This window comes from Burkholderia sp. WSM2230 (assembly GCF_000472445.1).
Lineage (GTDB): Bacteria > Pseudomonadota > Gammaproteobacteria > Burkholderiales > Burkholderiaceae > Paraburkholderia.
Genome location: NZ_AXAJ01000002.1, coordinates 295266 through 308605 on the forward strand (window position 1 = coordinate 295266; position 13340 = coordinate 308605).

Sequence of the window (13340 nt, forward strand, 5' to 3'; positions counted from 1 at the left end):
CGCGCCGATTTGCTGACTCGATTGCGGGCGCGCGAACCGTGGAGTAATTCCCCGGTTCACTATAAATGCGGCTAAAGAGGTCGTCAGCCGCGCACAAGTCGTTCTTCTCCGTGCTTGCCGACGCCGTCTAGCCGCCCTGTATTTGTCAAATGGCGGAATGAATGGAATCGATCGGTATCGTCGCTCCAACAAAAATGCATTTCCCCGAGCCGTTGCGTCTGCAAAACGGCAGTTCGCTTGCGGGCTACGACCTGATGGTCGAGACCTACGGCAAGCTCAACGCCGCGCGCAGCAATGCGGTGCTCGTGTGCCACGCGCTCAACGCGTCGCATCACGTGGCAGGCGTGTATGCGGACAATCCGAAGGACATCGGCTGGTGGGACAACATGGTCGGTCCCGGCAAACCGCTCGATACCAACAGGTTCTTCGTGATCGGCGTCAACAATCTCGGTTCGTGCTTCGGCTCGACCGGGCCCATGAGCATCGATCCGGCCACCGGCAAGCCGTATGGCGCGACGTTCCCCGTGGTGACGGTGGAAGACTGGGTCAATGCGCAAGCGCGCGTCGCGGATCAATTCGGCATCGAGCGTTTCGCGGCGGTCATGGGCGGCAGCCTGGGCGGCATGCAGGCGCTCGCGTGGAGCATGATGTATCCGCAGCGCGTCGCCCATTGCATCGTGGTGGCGTCCACGCCGAAGCTGTCGGCGCAGAACATTGCATTCAACGAAGTGGCGCGCTCGGCGATCCTTTCGGACCCGGATTTTCACGGCGGCAACTACTACGCGCATAACGTGAAGCCCAAGCGCGGCTTGCGCGTCGCGCGAATGATCGGCCACATCACCTATCTGTCGGACGACGACATGGCCGAGAAATTCGGCCGCTCGCTGCGCCGCGCGGAAGGCGCGCTCGACGCCTACAACTTCAACTTCGACGTGGAGTTCGAGGTGGAGTCGTATCTGCGCTATCAGGGCGACAAGTTCGCTGATTACTTCGACGCCAACACGTATCTGCTCATCACGCGCGCGCTGGATTACTTCGATCCGGCCAAGGCTTTCGAAGGCGATCTGACAGCGGCCCTTGCCCACACCACGGCGAAATATCTGATTGCGAGTTTCACCACCGACTGGCGTTTCGCACCGGCCCGCTCGCGCGAACTCGTGAAGGCGCTGCTCGACCACAAGCGCACCGTCACCTACGCAGAGATTGACGCGCCGCACGGCCACGACGCCTTCCTGCTCGACGACGCGCGCTATCACAACCTGATGCGCGCCTACTACGAACGCATTGCAAACGAGGTGAACGCATGAACCAGCGAGCACTCGATTATCTGGCGCTGCGCCCGGACTTTCGCGCAATTGCCCGCTGGGTCGAGCCGCGCGCCACGGTCCTCGATCTGGGTTGCGGCGACGGTTCGCTGCTGTCACTGCTCACCGAGGAACTGGACGTGCAGGGCTACGGCATCGAAATCAACGATGCCGGCGTGCTGGCCGCGACGCAAAACGGCGTCAACGTGATCCAGCAGAATCTCGAAGACGGCCTGCGTCTTTTCGAGGACGGCAGCTTCGATTTCGCGATTCTGTCGCAGACGCTGCAGACCATTCATCAGACGGCGGCGATTCTTCGCGAAACGGTGCGGGTCGGTCGCGAATGCATCGTGTCGTTTCCGAACTTCGGCTACTGGGCGCATCGGCTCTCCGTGGTGCAAGGACGTATGCCGGTATCCAGGTCGCTGCCCTATCAATGGCACAACACGCCGAACGTGCGCGTGCTGACCATCAAGGATTTCGAGGCGCTCGCGCCCGAAGTCGGCATCGAAATTCTCGACCGTGTCGTCTTGCACGATGGCCAGACCGTACGGTGGGGCGTGAACTGGCGTGGTAGTCTTGCGGTCTATCGCGTCAAGAAAAGCTAACGCAAGTCATTCACATGTCGAACCCGCCGCACGAGGCGCCTGCACTTACCGCTCACGAAGAACATCCCGGCTGGCGCGCGTTTTTCAATACGCGCATGCTGATCTGCGTCTTTCTCGGCTTTACGTCGGGATTGCCGCTGTTCACGCTCGTCTATCTGGTGCAGGCGTGGTTGCGCTCTGAAGGCGTCAATCTGAAGGAGATCGGCCTCTTTGCGCTGATCCAGTTCCCGTACACCTGGAAATTCATCTGGGCGCCGCTCATGGACCGCTACGTCCCGCGCTTGCCGGGCTGGCGTCCGGGCAGGCGCCGCGGCTGGATGCTCGTCACGCAGATTCTGGTCGCGGGCGCCATCGCCGCCCTCGGGTTCGTGTCGCCGCGCGACTCGATCTGGACGGTCGCGGCATTGACTGCGCTCGTCGCCTTTTTCGGCGCAAGCCAGGATATTTCTATCGACGCCTACCGGCGCGAATTGCTGAGCGACACGGAGCAAGGCCTGGGGAACGCTGTACATGTGAATGCCTACAAGATCGCGGCGCTGGTACCCGGTTCACTCGCGCTTATTCTGTCGGATCATTTGCCGTGGACGACGGTTTTCATGGTGACCGGCGCCTTTATGCTGCCGGGCATCGTCATGACGCTTGTAGTACGCGAACCGGAAGTGCATGGCACGCCGCCCAGGAATTTGCGCGAAGCCATCGTGCAGCCGTTCCGCGAATTTCTGGAACGCGATGGCTGGCGCGGCGCGTTCTTCGTGCTCGGCTTCATCTTTCTGTACAAGCTCGGCGACACCATGGCGACGACGCTGTCCACGTCGTTCTTCCTCGACATCGGCTTCTCGCGCACGCAGATCGGCGTGATCGCAAAAACGACGGCGTTCGGCGCGAGTCTCGCGGGCGGCATTGTGGGCGGCGTCTGGCTGATGAAGATCGGCATCGGTCGAGGCCTGTGGATCTTCGGCATCCTGCAGATGGTGTCGACGCTGGGCTTCGCATGGCTCGCGCATCTCGGACCGGCCTCGCCAGGCTTGACGGCGATTTACGATATCGCCGTGGGGATCAGCGCGGGCACGACGAAGCTGCTGTCCTGGGTTGGCATCGACTGGTCGGTGCAGCTCGAGCCCCGCTCGGTCGCGCTTGCGCTCGTCTATGGTTTCGAGACCTTCTCCACCGGACTGACGATGGCGGCCTTCACCGCATACATCGCCAGCACGACCGATCCGCGCTATACGGCCACGCAGTTCGCGCTCTTCACGAGCCTCGCTTCGGTGCCGCGCACGCTGGCCTCGGCGGCGAGCGGCTATGTGGTCGCCAGGATCGGCTGGTTCGACTATTTCATTGTCTGCACTGCGCTAGCCGTGCCGGGTATGCTGCTTCTGTTGCGCATTGCGCCGTGGAGAGTCCGGTCGTGAAGGCGCTTTTCGCAAAACAGTCGTCGTGCTTGCACGCCTGCCGCGTGAGGTGGCGCGACGCTGGCCGCACTGCGCTCCATGTCACGTTGACCGTTGGCTGCTTCGGCTTAGTGACTATGGCCATGTCGTCTGGTGCATATGCAGCCGCGGCGGCGCCCGCCGCCGCCAACAGCGCCACTGCGGGTGCATCTGCGAACGCGGCCAATGCGGGAACGGCAGCAGCGCCGCAGTCAACCGCGCCGTCCGCGAAATCTGCTGCTGCCGCTGCCGCCAATGCCGAAAACGCGCCGCCCGCGCCACCGGCCGCGAACAACGCAAACAATGCCGGCAGCGCGCCGGCAGCGGCCACGTCGCCGGGATCGTCGGCGCAGCCTTCTGCGGCCGGGAAAGCGGCGACCACGGCGAACTCAGCGCCCACTGGCGCTGCAAAGCTGCCAGCCACTGCGCCCGTGTCCGCGCCGTACAGCCCGAACAACCAGTTGCGCTACGGCGGCTATCTGGTGTTCCGCAACCTGATTCCGTCGCCGGTGCTCGAGGCGCAGGCCGCCGAAGAGTTCAGCCAGATCGCGTACGGCGCCGAGCACGCAAACCGTCTGTACGGCGAGGCGGATGCGCACGTCACGCGCGTTCGCTCGATCGTCGACAAGATGGTGCCCTACTCGCTCAAATGGAACGAGCGCGCAAAAGGCTGGAAGTGGGATGTCGCCGTGGTGCGCTCGCCGGACATTCGCATGTACTGTCTGCCGGGCGGCAAGATCGTCGTTTATGGAGGGCTGCTCGACCGCGCGCGTCTGAACGACAACGAACTCGGCATGCTGATCGGCCACGAGATTGCTCACGCGCTGCGTGAACATGCGCGCGAGCGGCTCGGCCAATTGCAGGCGAGCCAACTCGATTCGTCCGGCACGATCCCACAGCTATTCGGCCTCGCCGATCTTGGCGTGGCGCCGCTCGGCATCGGTTCACGGCTGCTCGAGATGAAGTACGAAAACACGGACGAAACCGAAGCCGACGTGATAGGCAGCGACATTGCCTCTCGCGCCGGCTTCGATCCGCGCGCCGCGGTCACGCTATGGGACAAGCTCGCACAGGCCACGCGCAGCAACCGCGAGCAGGGCTTCATCTATGTGCATCCGTATCCGCCGGCGCGCCGCCAGGACATCATCAAGCGCCTGCCGGATATGCTGCCGCTCTATGCGAAGGCCATCGGCAAAACGGTGGATGCGCTGCCGGACTACGCTGGCATGGGCCGTCCGCGCCGCAAGCTGGCACGCGACTAACGCGCCTTGAATAGCTCGACTGAGCGAGCGTCCTGGCGGACGCGGACGCCGCTCACTCTGCCTCGCCGGGTTTCAAGCGACGGTGCGAAATATCAAACTCACTTCTTCACGTCGTGGTCGTAGTCGACGGTGAGCGGCGCGTGGTCGCTGAACTTGATGTCGCGAAACACCTCGGTGCGTTTCGCCTTGCTCGCGATGCCAGGCGTCGCGATCTGATAATCGATGCGCCACCCCACGTTCTTCGCATACGCCTGGCCGCGATTGCTCCACCACGTGTATTGCTCGGGCCGCTGGTCGAGCGTGCGGAAGACGTCGACGTAACCCACTTCATCAAACAGTTTGGTGAGCCACGCGCGCTCTTCCGGCAGGCAACCTGAATTCTTCTGGTTGCTCTTCCAGTTCTTGATGTCGATTTCCTTGTGGACGATATTCACGTCGCCGCACAGGATCACTTCGCGCTCGCGCGCGAGTTCCGCGAGATGCGGCATGAACTCGTCCATGAAACGATACTTCGCCTGCTGACGCTCCTCGCCGCTCGAGCCTGACGGCACATACACGGATACGATCGAGAGCTTGCCGAAACGCAGTTCGACATACCGTCCTTCGGGATCGAACTCCTCGCTGCCGAAGCCGATCACTACCTCGTCCGGCTCGTGACGCGTATAGACACCCGCGCCGCTATAGCCCTTCTTCACCGCGTGCTGGAAATAGCCGGTGAAATCGTGCGGCGCCATGAATTCCGGCGTCATGTCGTCCTGTGAACATTTGATTTCCTGCACGCACAGGATGTCGGCATTCTGCTCGCCGAACCACTCGAAAAAACCCTTCTTTGCCGCTGAGCGGATGCCGTTCAGGTTGGCGGTAATCACACGCAACATGTCGTTCCTTTGTGTCTTTGTGTTCGATTCGTTTCTGGATTCGTGTTCGGGCTGCAGGATGATAAGCCGAACGTCACTCGACCTTGACGCCTTTCAGCGATTCCTTGGCCGGCGGAAATTCGAGCTTCAGTTCCTGGAACTTGCGCAACAGCAACTCAGCGACCATCAGATTGCGATGCGTTTTCGAGTCCGCGGGAATCACGTACCACGGCGCGTATTCAGTTGAAGTCGCGGCGAGCGCGTCGCCATAGACAGCCTGGTATTGGCCCCACTGCTTGCGCGCATCGAGATCTGATACGTCGAATTTCCAGTGCTTGGTCTGATCGTCGATGCGCGCCTGCAAGCGCCTGCGCTGCTCTTCTTTCGAAATATGCAGCATGCACTTGATGATCGCCGTCTCGCTATCGGCAAGCAGTTCCTCGAACTGGCGAATGTGGCGGCACCGCGCGTCGAATGCATTTGCGTCGATGCTGCCGAGCACCGTTGGCACGAGCACGTCTTCGTAGTGGCTGCGGTTGAAGATGGTCAGTTCGCCCGCTGCGGGCGCCTGCGCATGAACGCGCCACAAAAAGTCGTGCGCGAGTTCGTCGGGTGTCGGCGCCCTGAATGGCGCGATGCGCAGGCCGAGCGGGTCGACTTCGTGAAACACGGCGCGAATCGTCCCGTCCTTGCCGCTCGTGTCCATACCTTGCAGCACCAGCAACACGCGGCGTTTTCGCTGCGCATGCAAACGTTCCTGGAAGACGTCGAGTTCCGCGCCGATTTCGGAGAGCCGTTCACGGTCGGAATCTTTCGATCCCGTGGAAAAAGGTTTCGCGGCGGGGTCGAAATCGTCGAGCGAGAATTTGCTTTTCTTGCCGTCGAAGTAAGGCACGCGGAAATCGTCAAGGTCCAGTCGCTTCGCCATTCACATACTCCGTAATCTGCGTTCGGGTTCGCAAAAGCCGGCCCGCAAATGAAACGGGCCGTTGCCTCCAACTTTCGTTTCCGGCAACGGCCCGCGGTCGCCAAAGCGCGGGCGCTTCGGCTATCTGCGATTAACCGCACTGCGTCAGGCTTGAGGCTGGCTTCGGCGTGGCATCAAACCTCGCTTCGGACAGCTCCAGGCAGACTTCAGGCAGCTTCAGGCAGACGTCAAGCAGACTTCAGCTCAGTTTCTTCTTCAGCAGTTCGTTCACCTGCGCCGGATTCGCCTTGCCCTTGGTCGCTTTCATCGCCTGGCCGATCAGCGCGTTGAACGCCTTCTCCTTGCCCGCGCGGAATTCCTCGACCGACTTCTGGTTCGCAGCGAGCACCTCGTCGATGATCGCTTCCAGCGCGCCCGTGTCCGAAATCTGCTTCAAACCCTTCGCTTCAATGATGCGGTCGGCCGCGGCCTCGTCGTTCGCCTTCTCTTCCCAGATCGCGAGGAAAATTTCCTTCGCGATCTTGTTGGAGATCGTGCCGTCGGCAATGCGCTGCAACAGCAGCGCGAGTTGCGCCGACGATACCGGACACTCAGCAATTTCGAGGCCTTCGCGATTCAATTGCGACGACACCTCGCCCATCACCCAGTTCGCCGCGACTTTGGCGTTGGCCGCGCCGAGCTTCTCAACCACCGCTTCGAAATACGCGGCCGTCGCCTTGCTCGACGTCAACACGTTCGCGTCATACGGCGTCAAACCGTATTGCGAGACGAAACGCTGCTGGATCGCTTCCGGCAGTTCGGGCATTTCGCGCTTCACGCGCTCGACCCACGCCGCGTCGATCACGAGCGGCATCAAGTCGGGATCGGGGAAATAGCGGTAATCGTGCGCGTCTTCCTTGCTGCGCATGGAGCGCGTTTCGCGCCGGTCCGGATCGTACAGACGCGTTTCCTGCACCACCGTGCCGCCGTCTTCAATCAGCTCGATCTGTCGGCGCACCTCGTACTGGATGGCTTCTTCGAGGAACCGGAACGAGTTGAGGTTCTTGATTTCGGCGCGCGTGCCGAATTCCGCCTGACCGACCGGCCGCACCGACACGTTCGCGTCGCAGCGGAACGAGCCTTCCTGCATGTTGCCGTCGCAAATACCGAGCCACGTGACGAGCGTGTGCAGCGTCTTTGCGTAAGCCACCGCTTCCGCCGCGCTGCGCATTTCCGGCTCGGTGACGATTTCGAGCAGCGGCGTGCCCGCGCGGTTCAGGTCGATGCCGGTCATGCCAGCAAAGTCCTCGTGCAGCGATTTGCCTGCGTCTTCTTCGAGGTGGGCGCGCGTGAGGTTCACGACCTTCGAGTACGCTTGCGTGCCCGCCTTTTCGTTGGCCGGCACCTGAATGGTCACGTGGCCGCCTTGCACGACGGGAATCTCGTACTGGCTGATCTGATAGCCCTTCGGCAGATCGGGGTAAAAGTAGTTCTTGCGCGCGAAGATGCTGCGCGAGGCGACCGTTGCGCCGATGGCGAGACCGAACTGGATCGCGCGTTCCACGGCGCCGCGGTTCATTACCGGCAACGTGCCCGGCAAGGCCAGATCGACGGGGCAAGCCTGCGTGTTGGGCGCGGCGCCGAATTGCGTGGGCGCGCCCGAGAAAATCTTCGATTGCGTGGACAGTTGCGCGTGGGTCTCCAGACCGATCACGACTTCCCATTGCTTGGTCATGGTGCTCACACTCCTGCCGGTGACTTGCGGTGCCAGTCGGTCGCGCGCTGGAACGCGTCGGCCACCTGCAGCATCCGGGCTTCGTTGAAATAATTGCCGATGATCTGCAATCCCACCGGGCGCTGTGCGTTCGCGCCCGCGCCGAAGCCGCACGGCACGCTCATGCCCGGCAAACCGGCGAGGCTCACCGACAGCGTGTAGACGTCCGCGAGATACATCTGCACCGGATCGTCGCCCTTAGCGCCCAGATCCCACGCCACAGAAGGCGCGACCGGTCCCATGATCACGTCGCAGTGTTTGAACGCCTCCTGGAAATCTTGCGCGATGATGCGGCGAATTTTCTGCGCTTGCAGGTAATAGGCGTCGTAGTAGCCGTGCGACAGCACGTAGGCGCCGACCATGATGCGGCGCTTCACTTCAGGCCCGAAGCCCTCCGCGCGCGACTTCTTGTACATGTCGAGCAGATCGCGGTATTCCGCGGCGCGATGGCCGAAACGCACGCCGTCAAAGCGCGACAGGTTCGACGACGCCTCAGCCGGCGCGATCACGTAGTACACCGGGATGGATAGCTCGGTTTTCGGCAGCGACACCTCGACGAGCGTGGCGCCAAGCGCTTCGTACTGCTTCAGCGCGGCTTCGATGGACGCGCGCACGTCGTCGGCGAGACCGGCGCCGAAATACTCCTTCGGCAAGCCGATGCGCAGGCCGGCGAGCGGCTTGCCCGCGTCACCTTGCTTCCACGGCTCGCCGAGATAACGCGTGTAGTCTTCGTCGTCGCGCACGAGGCTTGTCGAATCGCGCTCGTCGAAACCCGCCATGGCGTTGAGTAGCATCGCGCAATCGGCGGCGCTTTGCGCCATCGGGCCGCCCTGATCCAGCGACGAAGCGAACGCGATCATGCCGTAGCGCGACACGCGGCCGTAAGTCGGCTTGATGCCGGTGATGCCCGAGAACGACGCCGGCTGACGGATGGAGCCGCCGGTATCCGTACCGGTTGCAGCAGGCGCGAGGCGCGCGGCGACAGCCGCCGCGGAGCCGCCCGACGAACCGCCCGGCACCGCCTGACGATCCCAAGGGTTCTGCACCGGACCAAAATACGAATTTTCGTTCGACGAGCCCATCGCGAACTCGTCCATATTCGTCTTGCCGACGCACACCATGCCCGCCTTCTGCAGACGCTCGACCACGGTGGCGTCGAACGGGCTTTCGTAGTTGGACAGCATTTTCGAGCCGGCGGTGGAGCGCCATCCCTTCGTGACGAACACGTCCTTGTGCGCGATCGGCACGCCGATCAGCGGACCGCCGTGGCCTGCGTGAAGCAGCGCGTCCGCGGCTTTCGCCTGCGCGAGCGTCAGGTCGGGGTCCACCTGAATGAACGCATTGAGGCCCGCGGCGGCGTCGATGCGGCCTAGATAGAGCTGCGCCAGCTCGACTGCGGAGCATTCCTTGGCCGCCAACGCGGCGCGCAGTTCGGTCAAACTTTTTTCATGCATTGCGTGTTGTCCTGGAAAGCGCGGCAGCGCGAATGGCGCTGCCGTGGAGGCGTTCGATTGCCCGCCGGCGAACCGGGCCGAGGTATCGGAGAAAAGCGGACCTGCTGGCGCCGGCTCTGGTGCGGCATGCCGTTCTTCGCGCAGCCTGCGGCTTGCAGGCTGCGCGCGACCTGCCGCGCGGGTGTTACTCGATCACCTTCGGCACGAGATACAAACCGTCCTGCACGGCCGGCGCGGGACGCTGGAAAGCTTCGCGTTCGATGGTTTCGGTCACCGCGTCGTCGCGCAGACGCAGCGCGACGTCTTCGATCTGCTCGATCGGATGGGCAAGCGGTGCGATGCCCGTGGTGTCGACCGCCTGCATCTGCTCGACGAGGCCAAAAAAGTCGTTGAGCTGGACAAGCGTGTGTTCGGCGTCGGCGTCGGCCAGTTCGAGCCGCGCGAGATGCGCGATGCGCTTAACATCGGTCAGGGTCAAAGCCATGCAGTCACCGGAAAAAGTGGCGGACTGCCGCAGCAGGAAAAGAGCGCTGCGACAGCGAGTTACGACGCTGGAGGAAGACCTCGAAAAAGGGGCCAGCGGCGGCAAAAAGTGCCGTCCGTTTCCTTCAAAACATCCAAAATTATAAGGTATCATTACGCGTTCGACCCAAACCCGGACCGACTTATCAAGGCCTTTCTGGACATTTCGTGAAGATGGTTCGGATATTTCTGGCCTGGCTTTGCACCGGCCTCCGGTAGACTCCCTCGCAGCTTCAAGTTCCTGTGGCGCCGCATCGCCCGGTTGAAGCTGTTATTTTTTCCGCTGCCGCCCTGCGCAATATTGCGCGGCCCGGCCCCAAGCGAGACAGGATTTTGAATGTTCGGTTTTTTGCGCAGCTACTTCTCCAACGACCTGGCGATTGACCTCGGCACCGCCAACACGCTCATCTATATGCGTGGCAAGGGCATCGTTCTTGATGAACCGTCGGTCGTGTCCATCCGCCAGGAAGGCGGACCCAACGGCAAGAAAACCATTCAGGCAGTCGGCAAGGAAGCCAAGCAGATGCTCGGCAAGGTGCCGGGCAACATTGAAGCGATCCGCCCCATGAAAGACGGCGTGATCGCCGACTTTACGGTCACGGAGCAGATGATCAAGCAGTTCATCAAAACTGCTCACGAATCGCGCATGTTCTCGCCGTCGCCGCGCATCATCATCTGCGTGCCGTGCGGCTCGACCCAGGTCGAGCGCCGCGCGATCAAGGAAGCCGCGCACGGCGCGGGCGCTTCGCAGGTCTATCTCATTGAAGAACCCATGGCCGCTGCAATCGGCGCCGGCCTGCCGGTGTCGGAAGCCACCGGCTCCATGGTCGTGGACATCGGCGGCGGCACGACCGAAGTCGGCGTGATCTCGCTCGGCGGCATCGTCTATAAGGGTTCGGTGCGTGTGGGCGGCGACAAGTTCGACGAAGCCATCGTCAACTACATCCGCCGCAACTACGGCATGCTGATCGGCGAACAAACGGCTGAAGCCATCAAGAAGGAAATCGGTTCGGCCTTCCCGGGTTCCGAAGTCAAGGAAATGGAAGTGAAGGGCCGCAATCTGTCGGAAGGCATTCCGCGCAGCTTCACCATCTCCAGCAACGAAATTCTCGAAGCGCTCACCGACCCGCTGAACCAGATCGTGTCGTCGGTGAAGATCGCGCTCGAACAAACGCCGCCGGAACTCGGCGCGGACATCGCCGAACGCGGCATGATGCTCACGGGCGGTGGCGCACTGCTGCGCGATCTGGACCGCCTGCTTGCCGAAGAAACCGGCCTGCCGGTGCTCGTCGCCGAAGACCCGCTCACGTGCGTCGTGCGCGGCTCGGGCATGGCGCTCGAGCGCATGGACAAGCTCGGCAGCATCTTCTCGTACGAGTAAGCGAGCGCGTTCGATGTCAGTAGCGCGGATCTGGCAAACGGCCCCTTGCGGGCCGGTTTGCCGTTGGCTCGGCCGCCCAGCGTCCGTACGCTGAACCGCGTTTTCAGCGCGCCGCCGCCTCACCCAACCGCTTACGCCCCCGGCGCCGACCATGGAATACAGTCCGCCGCCCCTGTTCAAGCAAGGCCCTTCCGCCCTCGCACGGCTCGTGTTTTTCGTCGTGCTGGCGCTTGCCCTGCTGATCTCCGACGCCCGCTTCAAGACGCTTGAAATCGTTCGCGGCGTGCTCGGCGCGGGTCTTTATCCGTTGCAACGCGCGGCGCTCGTGCCGCGCGACGTCTTTATGGGCGCCGCCGACCTCGCCGTGACGAGCGCCACGCTGCGCAGCGACAACGAGAAGCTGCACACAAGGAACCTTCAGCTGTCGCAACAGGCGAACACCGCCGCGGAGCTTTCCGCTGAGAACGCCCACTTGCGCGCGTTGCTGCAGCTGTCGCAGCGCGCGACCACGCAATCGCTGCCGGCGGAAATCCAGTACGACACGCGCGATCCGTTCACGCAGAAGGTGGTGATCAACCGCGGCGCGCAGCAAGGCATTCAGAACGGCTCGCCGGTCGTCAACGAAGACGGCGTGATCGGCCAGGTGACCCGCGTGTTCCCGCTGCAAGCCGAAGTGACGCTGCTGACCGACAAGGACCAGGCTGTGCCGGTGCAGATCGTGCGCACGGGTCTGCGCAGTGTCATTTACGGCACCCCGAAGGGCGACACGCTCGACCTGCGCTTCGTGCCGATCAGCGCCGACGTGCAGACGGGCGACGAACTCGTCACGAGCGGGCTCGACGGCGTATATCCGCCGGGCTTGCCGGTCGCGAAGGTGGTGCGTGTCGACAAGCAGGCGGATACCGCCTTCGCGCGCGTGATCTGCCTGCCGATTGCGCCGGTGCGCGGCGCGCGTCAATTGCTGGTGCTGCATTACGTGAACGACGTGCCGCCGCGCCCCGTCGAGGAGCCGGAATCGCCAGCGAAAGACACGAAGGGAAAGAAAGGCGCGAAGCCGGCCGACAGTAAGGCCGCCGCCGACAAATCAGCGAAACCGTCCGAGAAGTCCGCGAGCAATGCGGCTGGCCAGGCCGCCAAATCGGCCCAGGCGGGCAAGGCGGGCGCCGCCGACCAGAAATCAGCAGCGGCGAAACCAGCCGCCGCTGCTGAAAAGGCAAAGCCGCAAGCCGCGCCGGGGGCCAAGCCATGAACCGCCCGCAATACATTCTGCAGCCGGTCAATCCGTACTTCATCGCGTTCAGTCTCGCCGCGGCGTTCCTGCTGAATCTGATGCCGTGGGGGCGCCTCATCGGCGTGCCTGATTTCGTCGCGCTCGTGCTGCTGTTCTGGAACGTGCACCAGCCGCGCAAGGTCGGCATGGGCATCGCGTTCTTTCTCGGTTTGCTGATGGACGTGCACAACGCGAGCCTGCTCGGCGAGCACGCGCTTGCGTACACGCTGCTCTCGTACGGCGCGATCACGATCCATCGCCGTGTGCTGTGGATGTCGCTAGGCGTGCAAACTTTTGCGGTCATGCCGCTTCTCGTCATCGCACAACTGGTGCCGTTCGTGATCCGTCTGCTGACGGGCGCGGCGTTTCCCGGTTGGGGCTATCTGATTGACGGATTCGTCGAAGCCGCGCTGTGGCCGGTCGCCAGCGTGCTGCTGTTGATGCCGCAGCGCCGCCCGGCCGACCCAGACGACACGCGGCCCATTTAACCCGGCGCCGCGCGTGCAGGCCATCGCGATCAACCCCGCATTGCCTGTGCGCTCGGCGCCCATCGCTCTTCATGCCTTCCGGTTTT

At 62.8% G+C, this 13340-nt stretch carries 12 protein-coding genes; 7 read left to right on the top strand and 5 right to left on the bottom strand.

Annotated elements, in window-relative coordinates; translation table 11 throughout:
- Positions 1-161: 161 nt before the first annotated feature.
- From metX to A3AC_RS29835, 4 genes are read left to right on the top strand one after another with little or no spacing between them, the layout of a single operon-like run.
- Positions 162-1307, top strand: coding sequence for a homoserine O-succinyltransferase MetX (gene metX / locus A3AC_RS0106850; RefSeq protein ID WP_025598037.1), 1146 nt, complete (start codon positions 162-164; stop codon positions 1305-1307).
- Positions 1304-1912, top strand: coding sequence for a methionine biosynthesis protein MetW (gene metW, locus A3AC_RS0106855; RefSeq protein WP_025598038.1), 609 nt, complete (start codon positions 1304-1306; stop codon positions 1910-1912). Before metX ends, metW begins: the two co-directional genes overlap by 4 nt.
- Positions 1913-1926: 14 nt before the next feature.
- On the top strand, positions 1927-3321 hold the full coding sequence (locus tag A3AC_RS0106860; RefSeq protein ID WP_025598039.1) for an AmpG family muropeptide MFS transporter: 1395 nt from the start codon (positions 1927-1929) through the stop codon (positions 3319-3321).
- Positions 3303-4601 (top strand): M48 family metallopeptidase, encoded by a 1299-nt coding sequence (locus A3AC_RS29835; RefSeq protein ID WP_442856476.1) that lies wholly within the window; start codon positions 3303-3305, stop codon positions 4599-4601. Before A3AC_RS0106860 ends, A3AC_RS29835 begins: the two co-directional genes overlap by 19 nt.
- A 98-nt stretch (positions 4602-4699) precedes the next feature.
- Here A3AC_RS29835 and A3AC_RS0106870 read toward each other — a convergent pair whose 3' ends face one another.
- The 5 genes from A3AC_RS0106870 to gatC all read right to left on the bottom strand — a co-directional run bounded on the left by A3AC_RS0106870 (position 4700) and on the right by gatC (position 10077).
- On the bottom strand, positions 4700-5479 hold the full coding sequence (locus A3AC_RS0106870; protein WP_025598041.1) for an exodeoxyribonuclease III: 780 nt from the start codon (positions 5477-5479) through the stop codon (positions 4700-4702).
- A gap of 73 nt (positions 5480-5552) precedes the next feature.
- Positions 5553-6386: a PPK2 family polyphosphate kinase gene (locus A3AC_RS0106875; RefSeq protein ID WP_025598042.1), complete on the bottom strand. Its 834-nt coding sequence runs from the start codon at positions 6384-6386 to the stop codon at positions 5553-5555.
- Positions 6387-6624: 238 nt separating this feature from the next.
- On the bottom strand, positions 6625-8100 hold the full coding sequence (gatB, locus tag A3AC_RS0106880; protein WP_025598043.1) for an Asp-tRNA(Asn)/Glu-tRNA(Gln) amidotransferase subunit GatB: 1476 nt from the start codon (positions 8098-8100) through the stop codon (positions 6625-6627).
- A gap of 5 nt (positions 8101-8105) precedes the next feature.
- Positions 8106-9593 carry an Asp-tRNA(Asn)/Glu-tRNA(Gln) amidotransferase subunit GatA gene (gatA, locus tag A3AC_RS0106885; protein ID WP_025598044.1) on the bottom strand — a complete coding sequence of 496 codons (1488 nt, stop codon included), beginning with the start codon at positions 9591-9593 and terminating at the stop codon, positions 8106-8108.
- 184 nt (positions 9594-9777) lie between these two features.
- Entirely contained in the window at positions 9778-10077 is a 300-nt protein-coding gene (gene gatC, locus A3AC_RS0106890) for an Asp-tRNA(Asn)/Glu-tRNA(Gln) amidotransferase subunit GatC (protein WP_025598045.1), read from the bottom strand.
- A 375-nt stretch (positions 10078-10452) separates the two neighbouring features.
- Between gatC and A3AC_RS0106895 the strand changes: the two genes are divergently transcribed.
- The 3 genes from A3AC_RS0106895 (at position 10453) to mreD (ending at position 13254) form a co-directional block, all read left to right on the top strand.
- On the top strand, positions 10453-11496 hold the full coding sequence (locus A3AC_RS0106895; protein WP_004189550.1) for a rod shape-determining protein: 1044 nt from the start codon (positions 10453-10455) through the stop codon (positions 11494-11496).
- 151 nt (positions 11497-11647) lie between these two features.
- Positions 11648-12745: a rod shape-determining protein MreC gene (mreC, locus tag A3AC_RS0106900; protein ID WP_025598046.1), complete on the top strand. Its 1098-nt coding sequence runs from the start codon at positions 11648-11650 to the stop codon at positions 12743-12745.
- Complete coding sequence (mreD, locus tag A3AC_RS0106905; protein WP_025598047.1) at positions 12742-13254, top strand: rod shape-determining protein MreD; 513 nt, start codon at positions 12742-12744, stop codon at positions 13252-13254. Before mreC ends, mreD begins: the two co-directional genes overlap by 4 nt.
- Positions 13255-13340: the final 86 nt, after the last annotated feature.

Bases quoted from the DNA above. Each gene is read 5' to 3' on its own strand.
- mreD (WP_025598047.1), top strand. From the start codon at position 12,742: ATGAACCGCCCGCAATACATTCTGCAGCCGGTCAATCCGTACTTCATC.
- mreC (WP_025598046.1), top strand. From the start codon at position 11,648: ATGGAATACAGTCCGCCGCCCCTGTTCAAGCAAGGCCCTTCCGCCCTC.
- gatA (WP_025598044.1), bottom strand. From the start codon at position 9,593: ATGCATGAAAAAAGTTTGACCGAACTGCGCGCCGCGTTGGCGGCCAAG.
- metX (WP_025598037.1), top strand. From the start codon at position 162: ATGGAATCGATCGGTATCGTCGCTCCAACAAAAATGCATTTCCCCGAG.
- gatC (WP_025598045.1), bottom strand. From the start codon at position 10,077: ATGGCTTTGACCCTGACCGATGTTAAGCGCATCGCGCATCTCGCGCGG.
- A3AC_RS0106860 (WP_025598039.1), top strand. From the start codon at position 1,927: ATGTCGAACCCGCCGCACGAGGCGCCTGCACTTACCGCTCACGAAGAA.
- A3AC_RS0106875 (WP_025598042.1), bottom strand. From the start codon at position 6,386: ATGGCGAAGCGACTGGACCTTGACGATTTCCGCGTGCCTTACTTCGAC.
- A3AC_RS0106895 (WP_004189550.1), top strand. From the start codon at position 10,453: ATGTTCGGTTTTTTGCGCAGCTACTTCTCCAACGACCTGGCGATTGAC.
- metW (WP_025598038.1), top strand. From the start codon at position 1,304: ATGAACCAGCGAGCACTCGATTATCTGGCGCTGCGCCCGGACTTTCGC.
- gatB (WP_025598043.1), bottom strand. From the start codon at position 8,100: ATGACCAAGCAATGGGAAGTCGTGATCGGTCTGGAGACCCACGCGCAA.
- A3AC_RS0106870 (WP_025598041.1), bottom strand. From the start codon at position 5,479: ATGTTGCGTGTGATTACCGCCAACCTGAACGGCATCCGCTCAGCGGCA.